General features: G+C 61.1%; 19 protein-coding genes. 13 read left to right on the forward strand and 6 right to left on the reverse strand.

The features are described 5' to 3' along the window. The 10 genes from AB1576_14280 to AB1576_14325 form a co-directional block, all read left to right on the forward strand. A partial coding sequence (locus tag AB1576_14280; GenBank protein MEW6082892.1) for a hypothetical protein occupies positions 1-388 on the forward strand: 388 nt, incomplete at its 5' end. Between the two features lie 480 nt (positions 389-868). Then, positions 869-1,237, forward strand: coding sequence for a chorismate mutase (gene aroH, locus AB1576_14285; protein ID MEW6082893.1), 369 nt, complete (start codon positions 869-871; stop codon positions 1,235-1,237). 12 nt (positions 1,238-1,249) lie between these two features. Next, positions 1,250-2,296, forward strand: coding sequence for a 3-deoxy-7-phosphoheptulonate synthase (aroF, locus tag AB1576_14290; GenBank protein ID MEW6082894.1), 1,047 nt, complete (start codon positions 1,250-1,252; stop codon positions 2,294-2,296). 14 nt (positions 2,297-2,310) lie between these two features. Continuing rightward, positions 2,311-3,165 (forward strand): prephenate dehydrogenase/arogenate dehydrogenase family protein, encoded by an 855-nt coding sequence (locus AB1576_14295; protein ID MEW6082895.1) that lies wholly within the window; start codon positions 2,311-2,313, stop codon positions 3,163-3,165. An 11-nt stretch (positions 3,166-3,176) separates the two neighbouring features. Then, a complete protein-coding gene (gene aroA / locus AB1576_14300) occupies positions 3,177-4,457 on the forward strand; it encodes a 3-phosphoshikimate 1-carboxyvinyltransferase (GenBank protein ID MEW6082896.1) in 1,281 nt (426 codons plus the stop codon). Then, entirely contained in the window at positions 4,454-5,308 is an 855-nt protein-coding gene (locus AB1576_14305; GenBank protein ID MEW6082897.1) for a shikimate dehydrogenase, read from the forward strand. Before aroA ends, AB1576_14305 begins: the two co-directional genes overlap by 4 nt. Further along, positions 5,305-6,468, forward strand: coding sequence for a chorismate synthase (aroC, locus tag AB1576_14310; protein ID MEW6082898.1), 1,164 nt, complete (start codon positions 5,305-5,307; stop codon positions 6,466-6,468). The genes AB1576_14305 and aroC overlap by 4 nt, the downstream gene beginning before the upstream one ends. Before the next feature lie 11 nt (positions 6,469-6,479). Then, complete coding sequence (gene aroB / locus AB1576_14315) at positions 6,480-8,081, forward strand: 3-dehydroquinate synthase (GenBank protein MEW6082899.1); 1,602 nt, start codon at positions 6,480-6,482, stop codon at positions 8,079-8,081. Between the two features lie 13 nt (positions 8,082-8,094). Then, entirely contained in the window at positions 8,095-8,532 is a 438-nt protein-coding gene (gene aroQ, locus AB1576_14320) for a type II 3-dehydroquinate dehydratase (protein MEW6082900.1), read from the forward strand. Positions 8,533-8,877: 345 nt separating this feature from the next. After that, entirely contained in the window at positions 8,878-9,135 is a 258-nt protein-coding gene (locus tag AB1576_14325; GenBank protein ID MEW6082901.1) for a hypothetical protein, read from the forward strand. A 135-nt stretch (positions 9,136-9,270) separates the two neighbouring features. Here the strand turns inward: AB1576_14325 and AB1576_14330 are convergent, their stop codons facing one another. Then, positions 9,271-10,110, reverse strand: coding sequence for a DNA glycosylase (locus AB1576_14330; protein MEW6082902.1), 840 nt, complete (start codon positions 10,108-10,110; stop codon positions 9,271-9,273). A 1,026-nt stretch (positions 10,111-11,136) separates the two neighbouring features. Here AB1576_14330 and AB1576_14335 point away from each other — a divergent pair. Further along, entirely contained in the window at positions 11,137-12,264 is a 1,128-nt protein-coding gene (locus tag AB1576_14335) for an alanine--glyoxylate aminotransferase family protein (protein MEW6082903.1), read from the forward strand. A gap of 27 nt (positions 12,265-12,291) precedes the next feature. Beyond that, a complete protein-coding gene (locus tag AB1576_14340) occupies positions 12,292-12,501 on the forward strand; it encodes a hypothetical protein (protein MEW6082904.1) in 210 nt (69 codons plus the stop codon). A gap of 15 nt (positions 12,502-12,516) precedes the next feature. Here AB1576_14340 and AB1576_14345 read toward each other — a convergent pair whose 3' ends face one another. Genes AB1576_14345 through AB1576_14360 form a run of 4 tightly spaced genes read right to left on the reverse strand, consistent with a single transcriptional unit; the run spans position 12,517 to position 15,304 of the window. Beyond that, positions 12,517-13,482: a threonine/serine dehydratase gene (locus tag AB1576_14345; protein ID MEW6082905.1), complete on the reverse strand. Its 966-nt coding sequence runs from the start codon at positions 13,480-13,482 to the stop codon at positions 12,517-12,519. A gap of 8 nt (positions 13,483-13,490) precedes the next feature. After that, positions 13,491-14,750 (reverse strand): cysteine desulfurase-like protein, encoded by a 1,260-nt coding sequence (locus tag AB1576_14350; GenBank protein MEW6082906.1) that lies wholly within the window; start codon positions 14,748-14,750, stop codon positions 13,491-13,493. Beyond that, positions 14,747-15,040: a hypothetical protein gene (locus AB1576_14355; protein MEW6082907.1), complete on the reverse strand. Its 294-nt coding sequence runs from the start codon at positions 15,038-15,040 to the stop codon at positions 14,747-14,749. The genes AB1576_14350 and AB1576_14355 overlap by 4 nt, the downstream gene beginning before the upstream one ends. Positions 15,041-15,088: 48 nt before the next feature. Beyond that, positions 15,089-15,304, reverse strand: coding sequence for a hypothetical protein (locus tag AB1576_14360; GenBank protein ID MEW6082908.1), 216 nt, complete (start codon positions 15,302-15,304; stop codon positions 15,089-15,091). Positions 15,305-15,324: 20 nt separating this feature from the next. Between AB1576_14360 and AB1576_14365 the strand changes: the two genes are divergently transcribed. Beyond that, the gene (locus AB1576_14365; protein MEW6082909.1) at positions 15,325-15,663 is read left to right on the forward strand and encodes a hypothetical protein; all 339 of its coding nucleotides are present in this window, start codon (positions 15,325-15,327) and stop codon (positions 15,661-15,663) included. Positions 15,664-15,797: 134 nt separating this feature from the next. Here AB1576_14365 and AB1576_14370 read toward each other — a convergent pair. Then, positions 15,798-16,793 (reverse strand): RNA-guided endonuclease TnpB family protein (locus tag AB1576_14370; GenBank protein MEW6082910.1); only part of this gene is annotated, 996 nt, incomplete at its 5' end.

The raw sequence follows: 16,793 nt of genomic DNA on the forward strand, positions 1-16,793 counted from the left end.
CTACATTGACATGATTGAAGCGGGTATATCGGAGGAAGTTGCCGTTAACCTTATAAAAGAGGCAATGAATTTCGACCCTTCTCTTGAAGAAATAACAACCATTACGTCTATTCTCATAGATGCAGTCGAGGATGGCATTTCGGAAACGGAGGCAATGAGTAAAATACTATCTGCATTGAAAAATGCTGACGGGTCCGTCTCAGAAATAGATGATTTGTTAGAAGATGAGTTTTACAGGGATGAGGAAGAGTCGGACGAAGACGACGTTGATTTAGAGGAAGAGTCAGACGAAGATGATGTTGAAGATGAAGATTCAGATGAAGATTCGGCTGAGGACGTTGAAGAAGGTTCGGATGAGGACGTTGAAGAAGACGTAGATGAAGATTAAGGTTATGACAAAGTAAGGAAATAGTGAGGCGCGCAAAACAGAATATCACAACCTATATGGGCACAGGCTACTATGAAAAATCTCATAGTAGCCTGTTTGATCATTCACATCTTTTGTCTGGCGTTTTCCCGTAAATAAGAGGTGCTCTGCCAGAGAAGGGCCCTCAAGAAAGAAGCGGGTTAAAGCGCCGCGTGATAACGACCTCGGGCGAGTGCTGGAGATACTGGATAAAGGGCCAAAAAGAGCGACGGGCAAGAAACACAATGGGCTCGAGGCGGTACGCCAATTCATGGTTGCCGCCCCGGGCCACTCCATGCTATAATCTCTTCAACAGCCGCTCGTGCAGCACGGTAGGCCCATGAGGGCAGGGTAGGAAGGCGGCGCTCGAAACCACAGAGGGTAGCATGGAAGCACGGTAGGGGCGAAAATGGGAAGGGTTGCCCCCTGCGGTAACCCTTTTCGTGTTGGGGGGTATTCGCCTTGGTCAGGGGGATCAGGGGTGCGACGACGGTGGATCTGGATGACAGCGCCTGCATCCAGGCCGCGGTGCAGGAGTTGCTCATTGAGATGGTGCGGGCAAATGGGGTAGAGACTGCAGACCTCACCGCGGCACTCTTTAGCGTCACGCCTGACCTGACCGCGGCATACGCCGCCAGCGCCGCGCGGGAACTAGGGTGGACCATGGTTCCCCTCCTGGATAGCGTTGCTCCCGCCGTACAAGGTTCGCCCGCCATGTGTGTGCGGGTAATGCTTCTCTGGAATACCGGCCGCCCTCAGGCGGCGGTGCGCCACATCTACCTGAGAGGGGCCAAGGGACTCAGGTCTGATCTGAGCCCGGGCGGGAACTGAGGAGGGTGAGTAATGATAGTGGTGATGGCACCAGAGGCGACGGAGTCGGAACTCAACTCTCTCATCAAGAGGCTGGAGTCAGCGGGTTTGACTGTCCATCTCTCCCGGGGTCAGGAAAGGACCGTTGTGGGCGTTGTGGGCGACGTCCGGCGGATGCCCCAGGAGACCCTGGAGGTCATGCCCGGGGTGGAAAGGGTCATCAGGATCCAGCAACCTTTCAAGCTGGCAAGCCGGGAGTACCGCCAGGAACCCACGGTCATCGATGTAAGTGGTGTGCCTGTAGGCGGGGAGGGTATCGTAGTCATGGCGGGCCCGTGTTCCATCGAGAGCAGGAGCATGCTAGAGGATCTCGCTCACGGCCTTGCCTCAGACGGTGCCTCCGTGCTGAGGGGGGGCGCCTTTAAGCCTAGGACATCCCCCTACAGCTTCCAGGGCTTAGGCGTGGAGGGCCTGAAGATCCTGAGGGATGTGGGAGTGAGTGCCGGTCTCCCCGTCATTACCGAGGTCATCTCACCAGACCAGGTGAGCCTTGTGGGCCGGTACGCGGATATACTCCAGATAGGCGCCAGGAACATGCAGAACTTCACACTCCTGCAGGAGGCTGGCAAGTCTCACAGGCCTGTGCTCTTGAAGCGGGGCATGTCCGCCTCGGTGGAGGAGTGGCTGCAGGCTGCCGATTACGTGCTTTCCGAGGGAAATCCCAATGTGATCCTGTGCGAACGCGGCATAAGAACCTTTGAATCATACACTCGTTTCACTCTGGATCTCAGTGCTGTCCCTGTCCTGAAGAAGCTGAGCCACCTCCCGGTGATAGTGGACCCCAGTCACGGGACGGGGCGCTGGGAGCTGGTGAGCCCCATGGCAGCTGCCGCCATAGCTGCAGGGGCCGACGGCCTTCTCATTGAGGTTCACCCTGATCCCGAGAGGGCACTCAGCGATGGACCCCAGTCCCTAAAACCCCCTGCCTTTAGGGAAATGGTATCACAGTTGTCCAGGGTGGCCCAGGCCGTGGGACGTAGCCTTGTGCGCCCGGCCCCATCCATGAAGACAGCCGTCTGAGAGGAGGGTTTCCTATGACGCTGCCCTCCAGGATAGCCGTGGTGGGTCTTGGGCTCATAGGCGGTTCCATGGCCCTGGCACTCAAGGATAGGCACTCCGTCGTGGCGCACGACCCCGACCTTGAAACGTGCGAGGCCGCGAATGCCCTGGGTATTCCCACCATCCACCTTTCCGGTGCGGTGAAGGACGCAGGCCTGGTAATACTGGCATCCCCCGTGAGGTCCCTGGCGCTTGCGGGCCTCAAGGCTGCCCCTCACCTCAGGAAGGGTGCTGTCATCACCGACGTGGGAAGCAGCAAGTCCGAGGTGGTCCAGGACTTGGAGGCTCACCTTCCCCCCCACTGCATGTATGTGGGCGGGCACCCCATGGCGGGCTCTGAGAAGTCAGGGTTCCGGGCTGCCCGGCCCGACCTCTTCCGAGGTAGCTGCTGGGTGATAACACCCACCGGCAAGACCCACCCCAGGTGCGTGGAAGTGGTACTAAGCCTGGTGAAGGAACTGGGTGCCAAGCCAGTGTTCATGAGTGTAGCTGAGCACGATCGCCTGGTAGCCCTGGTCAGCCACCTTCCCTACCTGCTTTCGGCAGCCCTGACCCGCACCGTGTTGGATGCCAGCCGGGTATACCCCGAAGCTGCCGCGGTGGCATCGGCGGGCTTCAGGGACATGACCAGACTGGCAGCCTGTGATCCCACTATGGCCTCGGACTTCTGCGTCAGCAACAAGGATTTTATCATGGACGCACTGAACATGTTTCTCCAACACTTCAGGGAGGCCGCCAGTGCTCTTCAGGACGACGGCGGCAGCCTGAGGCCTCTATTGCTCGAGGCAAAGCACTTCAGGGACTCCCTAGCGGTAGAGAAAGGGTGGTAGGATTGCCTCGAGTGACCGAGCGGGAACCGCTGAGAGGGAGTGTGAGTGTACCTGGCGACAAGTCTATATCACACCGGGCTGCGATGCTGGGAGCCCTCTCCCGGGGCACCACCCTCATCAGAAACTACGCGCCGGGCAGGGACTGCCTAAGTACCCTGGAGTGCCTGAGGCAGCTGGGAGTCAAGGTGGAATCACAAGACACCACCGTGACCGTGCACGGTCTTGGCCTCGCCGGCCTCTCAGAACCCCGGGACGTGCTGGACGCCGGGAACTCCGGCACCACCATGAGACTGCTTTCGGGTATCCTGGCGGGACAGCCCTTCTATTCGGTCATCACCGGCGATGATTCACTGCGGGATAGGCCCATGAAGAGAGTGGTTGATCCCCTGAGACAGATGGGAGCCTCCATCTGGGGAAGGCACGGTGACAGCAAGGCACCGCTGAGCATCAAGGGGGGCTCCCTCAGCCCCCTGGTATATCGCATGCCAGTGGCGAGCGCGCAGGTAAAGTCCGCGATCCTGCTGGCAGGCCTCTACGCACCGGGCGAGACCCGGGTGGCGGAACCCGCTCCGTCCCGCGACCATACCGAGCGCCTCCTCGAGTTCTTCGGCGCCACGGTGATCCGCAGCCACGGCACGGTGGGAGTGAAGGGAAACCCGCCCCTCCAATCCCGTGAGGTGGAGATCCCCGGGGATATCTCCTCCGCAGCCTTTCTCCTAGCGGCGGCGGCTATCGTTCCGGGGTCTGACGTGGTGGTTAGGGGTGTGGGCCTCAATCCCACCAGATCAGGGTTCTTGGATGTGCTCAGGGCCATGGGGGCGCGCCTGGAGGTCGAACCGGTGCCCGCCGGTGGCCCCGAACCCAGCGCTGACCTTAGGATCCGCTACGGCCCCCTCCGGGCCACCGTCATTCAAGGCCAGGCCATCCCCGGGGTCATCGATGAGATCCCGGCCCTGGCGGTCGTGGCAACCCAGGCCCAGGGGGTCACCCTTATCAGGGACGCCCAGGAGCTACGAGCCAAGGAGAGTGACCGGTTGAGGGTTATGGCCCAGGGGCTTGTGGCAATGGGGGCTCAAGTGGAGGAGCTCCCTGACGGCCTGGAAATATCAGGGCCAACCCCCCTCCACGGTGGGACAGCAAGATCCTGTGGGGATCACAGGGTAGCCATGGCCCTGGCGGTGGCGGCTCTGGCGTCCCCAGACCCGGTCAACCTGGAGGACCCCGAGTGCATTGCCATATCATACCCCAGTTTCTTCAAGGCCCTGGCCTCCATTGGGGGTTATCCGCTATGAGCACCAGGGCCATAGGCCTCCTGGGCCACCCGGTGGCCCACAGCCTCTCCCCGGCCCTCCAAAACGCCGCGCTGAGAGCCACAGGCACTGCCGCGGTATACCTTGCCTTTGATGTAGAGCCCTCCCACATGCAGGAGGCGATTAACGGCCTCCGCGCCCTGGGGTTCATGGGCGCCAATGTCACGGTCCCTCACAAGGTAGCGGTGATCCCCTACCTTGACTCGCTCTCTCCCGAGGCCTCCCGAATAGGTGCCGTGAATACCATTGTCAACCGCAGTGGGCAACTTGAGGGGCACAACACGGACGCGCCGGGGCTTCTCAGAGCACTGGATGCCGACGCCGCCTTCTCTCCCCGGGGCTGCCACGCAGTGATCGCGGGCACGGGGGGGGCTGGCAGGGCCGCGGCATTCGCCCTCACAGGGGCGGGGTGCTCTGCCTTGACCATCGTCAACAGGACTCTGAGTTCAGCCCAGTCCCTGGCTGCAGCCCTTCCTGGGATACCGGCCAGGGTTTTTCCCCTGGCTGGGGCCCCATGGCCTGAACTCCTGGCTTCCGCCAGCTTGCTCGTGAACACCACCACCCTGGGTATGGGCTCCGAGGGAGAGCCCCTCATCCCCGGGGACATACACCTACCGGCAGGCCTTGTTGTCTGCGACATGGCCTACGGGGACAAACCCACCCGGCTAGAGTCGCTGGCAGCGTCAAGGGGCATTGCCTTTGTGCCTGGAACCTCGGTACTCCTCCACCAGGGCGCCATAGCCTTCACTATGTGGACAGGGGTGCCAGCCCCCATGGATATCATGAGAAAAGCCCTGGACGAAGCCAGGGCAAGGAGGCGGGGCCACCAGTGAGAGTTCTCACGGCTGGGGAATCCCATGGAAGGTGCCTGGTGACCATCATTGAAGGGGCGCCCGCAGGGCTTTTTCTCACCGCGACCATGATCAACGAGGATTTGGCCCCAAGGCAGAAGGGTTTCGGCCGAGGTGGGCGCCAGTCTATAGAAAGGGACCAGGTGCAGATCCTCTCGGGGGTAAGGCATGGTGAGACACTGGGCAGCCCGATAGCCCTTCTCATTCCCAATCTCGACTGGCCCAACTGGGAAGAGGCCATGAGCGTATCCGCCCCGGCCGGTAGGCCCTCCCACCCGGTCACCAGGCCCCGCCCTGGGCACGCGGACCTCCCCGGAGCGGTGAAGTACGGAAGGACCGATATCAGGGACATCCTGGAGAGGGCAAGCGCCCGGGAGACTGCGGCGCGGTGCGCCGCCGGAGCCGTTGCCAAGGCCCTGCTAGGCCAGTTTGGCGTGGACATAGTCGCCTACGTGGAGGCCATAGGTGGCGTGGGGAGCGACAGCGCCCCTGGCGACCCCAAGGCCCTGCGGGAGGCTAGACAGGCCTCCCCGGTGTTCTGCCCTGACCCAACAGCCTCTGGCCTCATGGTGGAGGCCATTTCCAAGGCAAGTGACAGCGGGGACACCCTTGGAGGGGTCCTGGTCGTGCGCGCCCACGGCCTCCCACCCGGACTTGGCAGTCATGTTCACTGGGATCGGCGCCTGGACGGGCTCCTGGCGGGGGCCCTCATGGCTCTCAACGGCATTAAGGGAGTGGATGTGGGCCTGGGTTTCCGCATGGCTGAACTCCCTGGCTCCCAGGTGCACGACCCCATCGAGGTCTCAGGTCACGCGCCATGGCGCTACTCGCGACCCACCAACAACGCGGGAGGTCTCGAGGGAGGCATCACCAACGGTGAACCCTTGGTACTGCGGGCGGCGATGAAGCCCATAGCCACCATGAGAAGGCCAATGGCCTCCGTGGACATGGCCACAGGCCAGGAGGTGCTGGCCCACCATGAGAGATCTGACGTTTGCGCCGTACCCTCCGCGGCCGTGGTGTCCGAGGCCATCGTGGCGCTGGTCCTGGCCGGTGCGTTCCAGGAGAAGTTCGGGGGCGACAGCCTCAGGGAAATGAAACGAGCCTATGACAGCTTCTTACAGGATCTAGCCTCACGTTAGGTGGTGACGGCTTGAGCAACATCTACATAGCCGGTTTCATGGGCGCCGGGAAGACCACGGTGGGCTTGGCCCTGGCCCGCCTGGCCGGCATGGCCTTCCTAGACCTTGACGAGATGGTGGAACTCACCGCAGGCACCAGCGTTGAGTCCATATTTCGCCTCCACGGCGAGGCATTCTTCCGGGGCCTGGAGCGACAGGCGGTGGCCAGGGTTTCCACCCTGTGCAACACCGTGGTGGCCCTGGGTGGGGGCACGCTGGAAGATAGCGATAGCCTCACCCGCCTTGAGGCCTCAGGAACCCTGGTACTCCTGGAGGTATCCCCTGAAGAGGCTGTGCGCCGGGCCGCAGGCAAGGGCCGTCCTCTCCTGGAGAACCGGGATGAGGCCCTGGCGAGGCAGCTCATGGAGGAAAGGGCTCCACGCTACAGGCAGTGCAGGTACCAGGTAGCCACAGACGGGCAAGACCCCCAGTCAGTGGCCCAGCGCCTCGCCGAAACCCTGGGGCTGGGAACCGCCGGGCTACCCCGCCTGGACCCTTATACTGTGCCTGTACGATCCAGCAGTGGGACCTACGAGGTCCACATCGGCGCTGGGCACCTTCACACAGCTGGTCGCCTCCTGGAAGACCTCGGCGCCACCGCCGGGGTGGTCCTGGCCAGCGAACCACTGGCCCTGGCCCTTTTCGGGCGGGAACTCAGCCGTGGCTTGGAGTCCTCAGGGCTTAGGGCCATACCCCACTTGATCCCCGGGACCGAGGCATCCAAGAGCCTGGATGAGGTCTCAAGGTTCTACGACCGCCTGGTCTCCCTAGAGGTCGACCGTGACACTTACATGCTGTGCCTAGGGGGAGGCGTGGTTGGGGACACCGCGGGCTACGCAGCCTCTACCTACATGAGAGGTATCCCCTTTGGGCAGTGCCCCACAACCCTCCTTGCCCAGGTGGATTCAAGCGTAGGCGGGAAGGTTGCCGTCAACCACCCGGGAGGGAAGAACCTTGTGGGCAGTTTCTACCAACCACGCCTGGTGCTGGCGGATACCCTCACATTGGCCAGCCTTCCCGAAGAGACACTGGCCGAGGGACTCTCCGAGGTTGTCAAGGGCGCGCTGCTCTCCGGCGAGGAGTCCCTGTGTTTCCTTGAACAGCATGCTGGCGCCATACTGGCCAGGAGCCAGGAGGCCCTTACCCGTGTGGTCCGGGACATGGTGACCCTGAAGGCTCGCATTGTGGAGGTGGACGAGCGGGATACGGGGGTGAGGAAGACCCTGAACCTTGGTCATACCCTGGCCCACGCCCTGGAAAGCGCCACCGGCTACGAGTGGTCTCATGGCCGCGCCGTGGCAGTCGGCCTGGTTTGGGCGTGCACTCTGGGGGAATCCCTTGGCGCTGCCCGGAAGGGCCTGACCAAGAGGGTGGTGGGCCTCCTGGAGCGCTTCGGGCTCCCTACACGCCTGCCGGGTGTGGCCCCGGAAGACCTAGTGGCGAGGATGCGGCTGGACAAGAAGGCTTCCGGGGGTCAGATCCAGGTGGTCATCCCCAGGGGGCCCGGAGATGTCGTACTTTCCCCGGGCGTCCCAGAGAGCGATATGGTGAAGGCCATGGAGACACTGCTATGAGGAGGTCTGGAGCGTGAGGTTTCTCGTTCTAAACGGTGCCAACCTCAATACCCTTGGCACCAGGGAGCCGGAGGTATACGGCCGAGTCACCCTTTCTGACATAGAAGGCCAGGTAAGTCGCTGGGCCGCGGAGAAGGGTGTTGAGGTCTCCTTCTTCCAGAGCAACTCCGAGGGTGCTCTCATCGACGCCCTCCAGGATGCTGCCGGGTGGGCTGACGGAGTGGTGTTCAACCCGGGGGGCTACACCCATACATCGGTGGCCCTGAGGGATGCGGTGAGGGCCACGGGCCTTCCCACCGCGGAGGTCCACATATCCAACATCCATGCCAGGGAGGAGTTCCGTAGATACTCAATGATAGCCCCCGTTACTGTTGGCCAGGTGGTGGGGTTCGGGGCACTTGGATACATAATGGCCCTAGATGCCCTGGCAAGACTGGCCCAGAAAGGCTAGCACAGAGGTCTTTTCCTTTTCTCCCTGCTGGCGGTCAGGCGCTGCCGTCTCATTGACAGCATACCATTATCACACAGTGGCCGGACCCTTTCCGAGGCCCGGCCTCTGGAGTGGAAACGGTAGCCCTGTGACAATGACCCCTGAGGAAGTGCTCTCAGAAAGCCTCCTTTGTTCGGATCTGGTGGAAGACATGGTTATCTCTGGGATCCTCAGGGCTTTCTCAGGTCCTACCTCGACGGCTTCCGAAACCGCCTGCCTGTTCTGGGGGGCCAGGCGGGTCTGGAAGAGCGGTTCGTGGCACCCGGGTCCCAAATCACTTGTTCCAGGGTAGGCCTTCAAACCAGCTTGACCCTGGCCCAGAGCTGCCTGGGCAAGTACTCGGTGAGGCGCAAGGCTCTAGAAGGGGCCTACTCGGCTGTGGTCAGGAAGGCCAAGGGCATCGTTGAGCTGGCCAAGAGGGCCATTTGCGCCTGGTTTGGGCCCAGCCCCAAAAGCGCCATCACGGCAGCCACCTTCTCCTGGAGTACAGGGGCACGTTCCCCAAGGATTACCAGGACCAGCTGGAGGAGCAGATTGATCTCTCCTGGTCCTAAGAAGCCATAGTTGCCCTTCTAACGGCAATAGACCTCATACCTGCCACGGGGTATGGGCCCGGCGAGGCACCCAGGGCCCTTCAGGGTGCCCAGAAGAGCACTGCCGTGAAGGCAGGTTCTGGACGACTACAGAAAATGCCAGGTGCTAACCCCTCACGTCTTCCCCGCAACACCTGATCCAGTGGAACATGTAGGCCTGGACGAAACCCGCCAGCTCCCCGAAGCGCTGCTGGGCGAAACACCGCAGGTCCTGGTGGCCCAGGCGGGCACCCTGGAAATAGAGGTGCTCCATGGCCCTCTTCATCCATACGTCCAGCGGGAACACCTCATATTTCCCCATGGAGAACAGAAGCACGCAATCGGCAACCTTGGGCCCTACCCCGGATACCCGCATCAACCGCTCCCGGGCCTCCGGCCCCTCCAGCCTACCTACATCCTCCAGGTCCAGGCCTCCATCAGTAATCATCCGGGCTGCGTCCAGCACGTAGGGAGCCCTGAAGCCCAAGCCCAGTGCCCTGAGATCCCCTTGATCCAGGCAAGCGATGCGCTGGGGCCCAGGAAAGGAGTAGAACGGCCCTCCAAGGTGTTCACCCAGGCCCTGGCTAAGTCTTTTGATTATCCCCCTGATCCTTGGGATGTTATTGTTGGCCGAGATGATGAAGGAGACCAGTGTCTCCCAGGGATCCTGCCGGAGAATCCTCAAGCCTGAGGCAAAATGCACCGCACGCTCAAGAACCGGGTCCCTCTCCACCAGGGCTCTCTCTATTTTCGCGTAGTCCAGGTCGAGATGGAAGTAGCGTCGGGCGGTATCACATGCTGTGGGGGGGTCAGCCTCAAGCCCCTCCTCGGCCAGCCTAACCCTGAGCATCCTTCCGCCTACCACCCCAGTGTAGGAATCTCCCTCCCTTGACCACCGGAAGCACTGCCCACACTCGAGGGTGGCAGCCAGGTCCAGTGGCCCCTGGAACCTCACAAGGTCTCTCATGCTCTCCCCCCACTAAGATGACGACCACCCGTAGAAGCCCGGAGGACTCTACAGCCCGGGCCGCCTCCTCCACGAGGTAGGGCGCCCGGGCTGAGGATACGGGGTCTGAAGGTACCTCTATGAGACGATAGCACGCCTAGCGGTCGCTGTCCTTGGGCTTCCCACGCGGCAGGCGAGGTCTTCACGGGTCTTGCCTGGGAGTGCCCGGAGGTATGCCTTTCCACCAGCGGAAATCCTCTCCCGGGTTTAGATGCCTCTCCTAGTTTCCGGTCTCCTCTGAGACGATAGACGGGCATTCCCATAGCTTCCATCTCTTTGACTCTCCCACAACTATATCAAAATCCCTGCACAACTTCGAGACGGCAGGGGAGAAGCCATCCTGTATAGTCCCTGCACTACTCTCTTGTCTCTCGCGGTGATACCCCGTCTACCACCATTATACCATGGCCAGGAGCAGGGCCTGCTCGCAGTCATACTGAACGCCTTCTTTCTCCAGGGTTTAAAGGTTGATTCCTCTCGAGCCATTTGTGCTGTAGAAAACCGGCAGGTCAAGCATGGACGATAGTAGGGGGAAGAAGAGCATTACCCCCACGGGATAGTGCAAACGTGGGGTTTTTGTCATGGATAGGGGATGGGTTTCGAGAATCGACCCCAGGTGAAACCAGGTGATCCTGCCCTCGTTGTCGAAGTTATGTTTAAAGACGAAGCCCCTGACAGGAGGGAGGATCACCCATTACAATTATGCAAAAGGGGCGGCTGTTTGGGTTGGAGGAGATTGAGGGAATTAGGGACCTGGAGATATCGTTGGCCAGTGCACGACCGCACAGCCCCGGGGTTGCCATCGCAGGGCCTCCAAGACGCAAAACGGGAGGTATCTAGCGTTTTTCGGACCGTCTCAGGGAGGAATCAGGATCCATGGCATCGAATTTGCTCTACCTCTAGGAGGGATGGTGTTATTCAAGGGTTGTGCGGGGGTGAGAGCATCTTTTTGGCCAAGGGCCACATTACCATGGAGGAGGCAGATTCGTGAAACACTACCTGCTGATGCTGCCGGGTCCCGTCGAGGTTAGACCTGAGGTGCTTGCTCACATGAGCAGACCAATGGTGGCCCACCTGGGGCCCGACTTCAATGCCTTCTACTACTCGTTGCTTGACAAGATCAAGGGCCTGTTCCGTACCGAGGGAAAGGTGTGGGTGCTGCCCGGCAGCGGCTCCACCGCCCTCAACGCAGGTATTGTGAACCTGGCCAGCGACAAGGATGAGATCCTCATATGCTCTAACGGGTTCTTCGGAGAGGTCTTGGTGGAGATGGCCGAGGCCCACGGGGTGCCGTACAAGACCATATGCATACCCAGGGGTGGGGCCATTGACCCGGAGGACGTGAGGCGGGCCCTGAAGGAAAACCCTAAGACAAGGGCTGTCTACATAATATACTCTGAGTCCTCCACGGGCGTAGCTAATCCCGTGAAGGATGTGGGCAGTGTTGTTAGGGAGTTCGGCTGCCTGTACTTTGTCGATGCCGTCTCAGCCGTAGGCGGCATGGAACTGGCCATGGATGACTGGAACATTGACTTCTGCGCCGCGGGCAGCCAGAAGTGTCTGGGGGCGCCCCCAGGCATAGCCATCTGCGCTGTGGGGCCCAGGGGGCTGGAGCACATAAGGTCCAGGACCGACATCAGGGGGTGGGTGAACAACCTCCAGCTTTGGGAGAAGTACGAGCCGGACCCGTTGGAGCCCTACCCCGTGACCCTACCGGGGAACCTCCTGTTTTCCCTGGATGAGGGGATCAACTGTATCCTCGAGGAGGGACTCCAGGAGTGTGTGAAACGGCACAGTGACATAGCCCGGTTTGTGCGCAAGGGCTTTAAGGCCATGGGGGCCCGGCCTGTGGCCGAGGACGAGAAGGCCTCCTCCACTGTGACCGCGGCCTTCCTGCCCGAGGGCGTGAACCCCCCGGACGTGGTGGAGTACGTAAAGAGGGTGCACGGCATTGAAATTCGCGGGGGCCTTGGCGATTTCGGCTCCAAGATCATCCGGATGGGGCACATGGCATACGTTGCCCAGTATCGCTTTGTGGTGCCTACGTTGTACGCTGTGGAGGATGCGCTGAGGCACTTCGGCGTCAAGACGGAAAGGGGAGGTTTCCTCCACTAGGTCTCAGTGGAGGGAGCAGCCTAGGCTTTGCTGTACGATGACAATGGGGTACCGGCAATGCGATTAGGCCGGAAGGCCTGGGGCTTGCCGCTGCTATCTTCTTGGTGGGTCTTCCTGGATACGTTCTTTTGCAGGGTCACTCACGGTGTCCTCAAGGAGAGCCTGCAACAGGGGGCGGCCTTCTCGCTGGCATTGACCGCCCCCGAGACTCCTAACCCTTCATCCGTCAGGTTCTAGAGCTTGCCCCCTGTACTAGATATACTCCTTCCCAGAAACCTCCAAGGCCCGCTTCACCCGGGCAGGGTCCACATTCCCTCCGGTTAGCACAGCTGCTACCTTCCTTCCCTTGAGAACCAGGCGGTCTCCCCGGATGGCAGCAATAGTGACAGCCCCTGAACCCTCGACCACAAGGTGATGCCTGGAGATGGCATAGCCCATGGCATCCCATATCTCGGCCTCGCTGACCAGCGTAACCTCGTCCACCAGGGTCTTAACGTATTCAAAGGCACCCTCCGTTATGGAGCCCGCGAGTCCCTCAGCTATGCTGTCTTCTATGGTGACCTCGAGAACACGCCCCTCCCTGATGGAGTGATACCATGGAGGGGATGCCTCCGATTGCACCCCAATAACCCTGATCCCCGGGTTGATGGCTTTGGCTGCTGTGGCGACACCCGCTATCAGCCCGCCGCCTCCCATGGGCACTATGAGGGTATCCACATCCGGCATCGCCTGGAGGATCTCCAGGCCCACAGTGCCCTGCCCAGCCACAACCTGGGGATCCTCAAAGGCGTGGATGAAGGTCCTCCCGGTCGCACGCGCCAGGTCCCAGGCAGTCCTCTCGGCCTCGTCATAGTCCCTGCCCGCGAAGCGCACCTCCGCACCGTGGCGCCGGGTTGCCTCCACTTTGGTGGCAGGGGCATCCTCGGGAACCACCACCAGGGCGGACACGCCCAGCAAGCGGCAGGCCAAGGCTACCCCCTGGGCGTGGTTGCCTGCCGAAGCCGTGATGACCCCCTTCTCCTTGTCGCTGGGGCCCAGCAGGCTAATCCTGTTATAGGCGCCCCTGATCTTGAAGGAGTTCGTCACCTGAAGGTTCTCCATCTTGAAGGTCACCGTGGCCTGGGCCCTGGCAGACAGGTCCTCCCATTCCTCCAAGGGGGTGCACCGGGCGACATGCCTCAACCTGTTGGCTGCCGTGAGTATGGCGGTCATCTCCACCTTCAACGCTAATCCCCCTTCCGGGCCAGTTCATCCAGGGTTTCCAGGAGGCCGTCTACCTCCTCAGGGGTGTTGTAGGGAGCCAAGCCCACCCGGATGAGGCCACCGGAGGGGGCCAGGCCCAGTCGTTCCACAAGGGTGGTGGCGTAGAAGTCACCGTCCCACACGAAGAAACCCCTGTCCCCCAGGGAACGGGCGACCGCCCGAGGGCTGTGGCCCTGGATGGTAAAGGACACCGTGGGGGTGCGTGGGTGGCCCGAGGGTGGTCCATAGACCTTCAGGCCGGCTATGGTCGAGGCACCCTCCAGGAAACGGCCAAGGAGCGGCTCCTCGTGCAGGCGGATGGCGGTCATACCCGCCGCAACCGCCCGCCGCCTGCCCTCCAGCCCGGTCAAGCCCTCCATTTCTTGAGTGCCCAGGGAGGCTATGAAGTCTACAGCCGCGGTGACCCCTGCCAGGCCTTCGTGATTCAGGGTACCCGTTTCGAGCTTCTCCGGGAGGGTGTCTGACTGAGGTCTCACCTTGTACGTCTCCAGGCGTTCACCAGCATCTGGCCTCACATAGAGGACGCCAACGTGGGGACCGAAGAACTTGTAGGCTGAGCAAAGCAGGAAGTCGCACCCTGCGGCCTGGACGTCCACGGGTTCATGGGCGGCGTAGTGCACCGCGTCCACAGAGACCAGGGCTCCGGCCTGGTGCGCCGCCTGGGCAATGGCAGGGACATCGTTGATAGTGCCCACAGCGTTGGAGGCCCAGCTCACCGCTACTAGGAGTGTCCGGGGGCTAAGCTTGTTCCGGAAGTCCTCAAGGTCCAGGGTGCAGGTGTCCGGATCCATCCTGACTTCGCGAACCGTCACGCCCCTCTCGGCCAGTGCCTTCCAAGGGTCAATGTTGGCCTGGTGGTCAATCTCCGTCACCAGTATCTCATCCCCGGGCCTTGCCCCTCTTGCCACGGCCCGTGCCAGGGCGAAATTCAAGGTGGTCATGTTCTGGCCAAAGGCGATCTCCCTGGGGGAACCGGCACCCAGCATGTCAGCCATGGCTGTCCTGGCTGCCTCTATGACGGCGTCAGTCTGGCGACTCGTGCGGAATGCGCCGTGGGCATTGGCGTTACTCTCCCTGAGGTAGGCGGAGACAGCCTCTATGACGCTGGCGGGCACCTGAGTGCCCCCGGGGCCGTCAAAGAATGCCACGGGCCGCCCTCCTACCGTTTGGGCCAGGGCGGGGAACTGAATCCTGCACCAAGAAGGGTCCACTGTCATGTTCATCCCTGCTTTCTGGTATTTTGGCAAGGCGTCCCGCCGGGGGCGTAACGCCTCTGGATCACCCTAAAGAGGTCACTGAGTATCCCGCAGGCTGTCTGGGGGACTCCAGGGTCGTGTTCGATGATGGTGATGTCTCCATGAGGCCGGTACCTCACCCTTGTCAGGGGGGTGGTGCCATTCACCGGGACCGTCACCGAATCCAGGGGCGCCTGACTCTCCCAGGGCAAAGTCCACAGGATGCCTGCCCGGCACACCAGTTTTCGAGAACCCCCCTGGCCTGGAGCCCTTGGCATGCCCGGGATCCACCTGGTTTATCCCCCCTGGCGCCGGATCTGGATGGGTTAACCCTCGCGCCCATCCAGGCGTTCATCAAGGATGCGGTCATGCATGCGGCACCCCATCCCTCCACGCCAAGGGTGGGGGTCGATCGGTACCCCCCTGGCCTGGGCTTCGGCCAGGGCGGAGGCGTAGTCGCGGCCCGTGGCCATCTCGTCCAGGATGATGAAGGTGGTGGGATTGAGTACTCCTGCAAACCCCAGGACCCCGCAGCCAGCCAGGCCTGGCTCGAGGAGGCTGAATGCCGGGGCACGTCCATTACCGCCATCCCATGAAGGAACTTGACATCCCCTGCATGGGCGACACCCTCAGTTCCGGGAAAGCCCAGGCCAGTGGGTATTTGTTCGCGGGAATCACGTGGTGCCCAAGGTCCAGCGCGAACCTCAGGGACACGGCTGGCTCCGGCATCCAGGGGTATGGGCTCCAGGACCCCTCCCCAGGGGCCAGGTGCCGGCGAATCCCAGGCTGTTCCCGGGAGACGGGGGAAAGGAGAAGGAGTCCCGGGAGTGCTGGCACCTCTCCAGAAGGATACTGGGAGACAGGCTACCGGACAACGCAAAGCGGCCGTGGCTTTTTGTGAATACCCCTGTCATGGCCACCACGACACCCGCGGTTTGCTCGAGGTGGCCAAGCCCGGCTGGCGAGGACATGCATGAAGCCCCCGGGTGACATTGCCTTGACATACTCCCACGAATGAATTCGAGGGATTCGGGTTCATGGAAGGACGCCCGCCGAAGCAGGTCCTACTCCTTCTCCCCAAGGGTCGGATGCCCCCACCCTTAAAATATTCCGGGCAGCGTTCAGATCCCGATCATGTTTTGCGCCACATACCGGGCAGGTCCACTCTCTCATATTGGAAGACAGATCATCCAATACGTGGCCGCAATCGAAGCAGGTCTTAGGCGATGGATAGAATCTGGGGATTTCAACTACCGCCGCTCCAGTCTTGGCGCACTGGTACTTGAGGATATTCACGAATTGGCCGTGGCCAAGATCGGAGATCTTTCTACCCCAGAGTCTTTGCATCGCCTTGAGGTTCAGATCCTCGACGCAGATCAGCGAGTACTTTTCAGCCAGTTCTTTTGCCAGCTTGAAGTGGTATGCCCTGCGGCGATTGGCGATCCTCCGGTGTGCCCTGGCAAGTTCGATCCTGGCTCTCGCGCGGTTTTGGGAACCCTTCTCTTTGCGGGACAGAGACCTGTTTAGGTTGCGGATCTCTTTATTGCCTTTCATGAAAAACAAAGGAGATAGAACATCATTCCCATCCGATGCCTTGAAAAAAGTCCTCAAGCCGGAGTCGAACCCGGCGCTTTCACCTGATCTGGATTCGACCGGGCTTTCTTCCGTTTCGCAAGCCAGATAGAGATAGATGTCCCCCAGGGAGTCCCGCTTGACCGCCAGGGTCTTGATCTTCCCTTCCACCTCGCGAGATCTAAAATACCTGTATTCGTGGCCCATGATCACGATCCGGTTACCGTCCAGCAACCGGTATCCGGCCTGTTTCAGGCTGAAGGACTTGTATCTTCTGACTTTCTTGAAGGAAGGGGGAGCTGATCTGATACCACGTTTACGGTTTTCAAAGAATAGCTTGTAGGCCCTGTCGATCCGTTGAGCAATATCTTGTATCGCCTGGGAGCCTAACAGGTTCCAATAAGCGAAACGCTTTTTCTTCTTCAGTTTCGTGATGTGCTTCATCAGCTTATTGACGTT

Source organism: Bacillota bacterium, from assembly GCA_040754315.1.
Classification (GTDB): domain Bacteria; phylum Bacillota; class Sulfobacillia; order DUSP01; family JBFMCS01; genus JBFMCS01.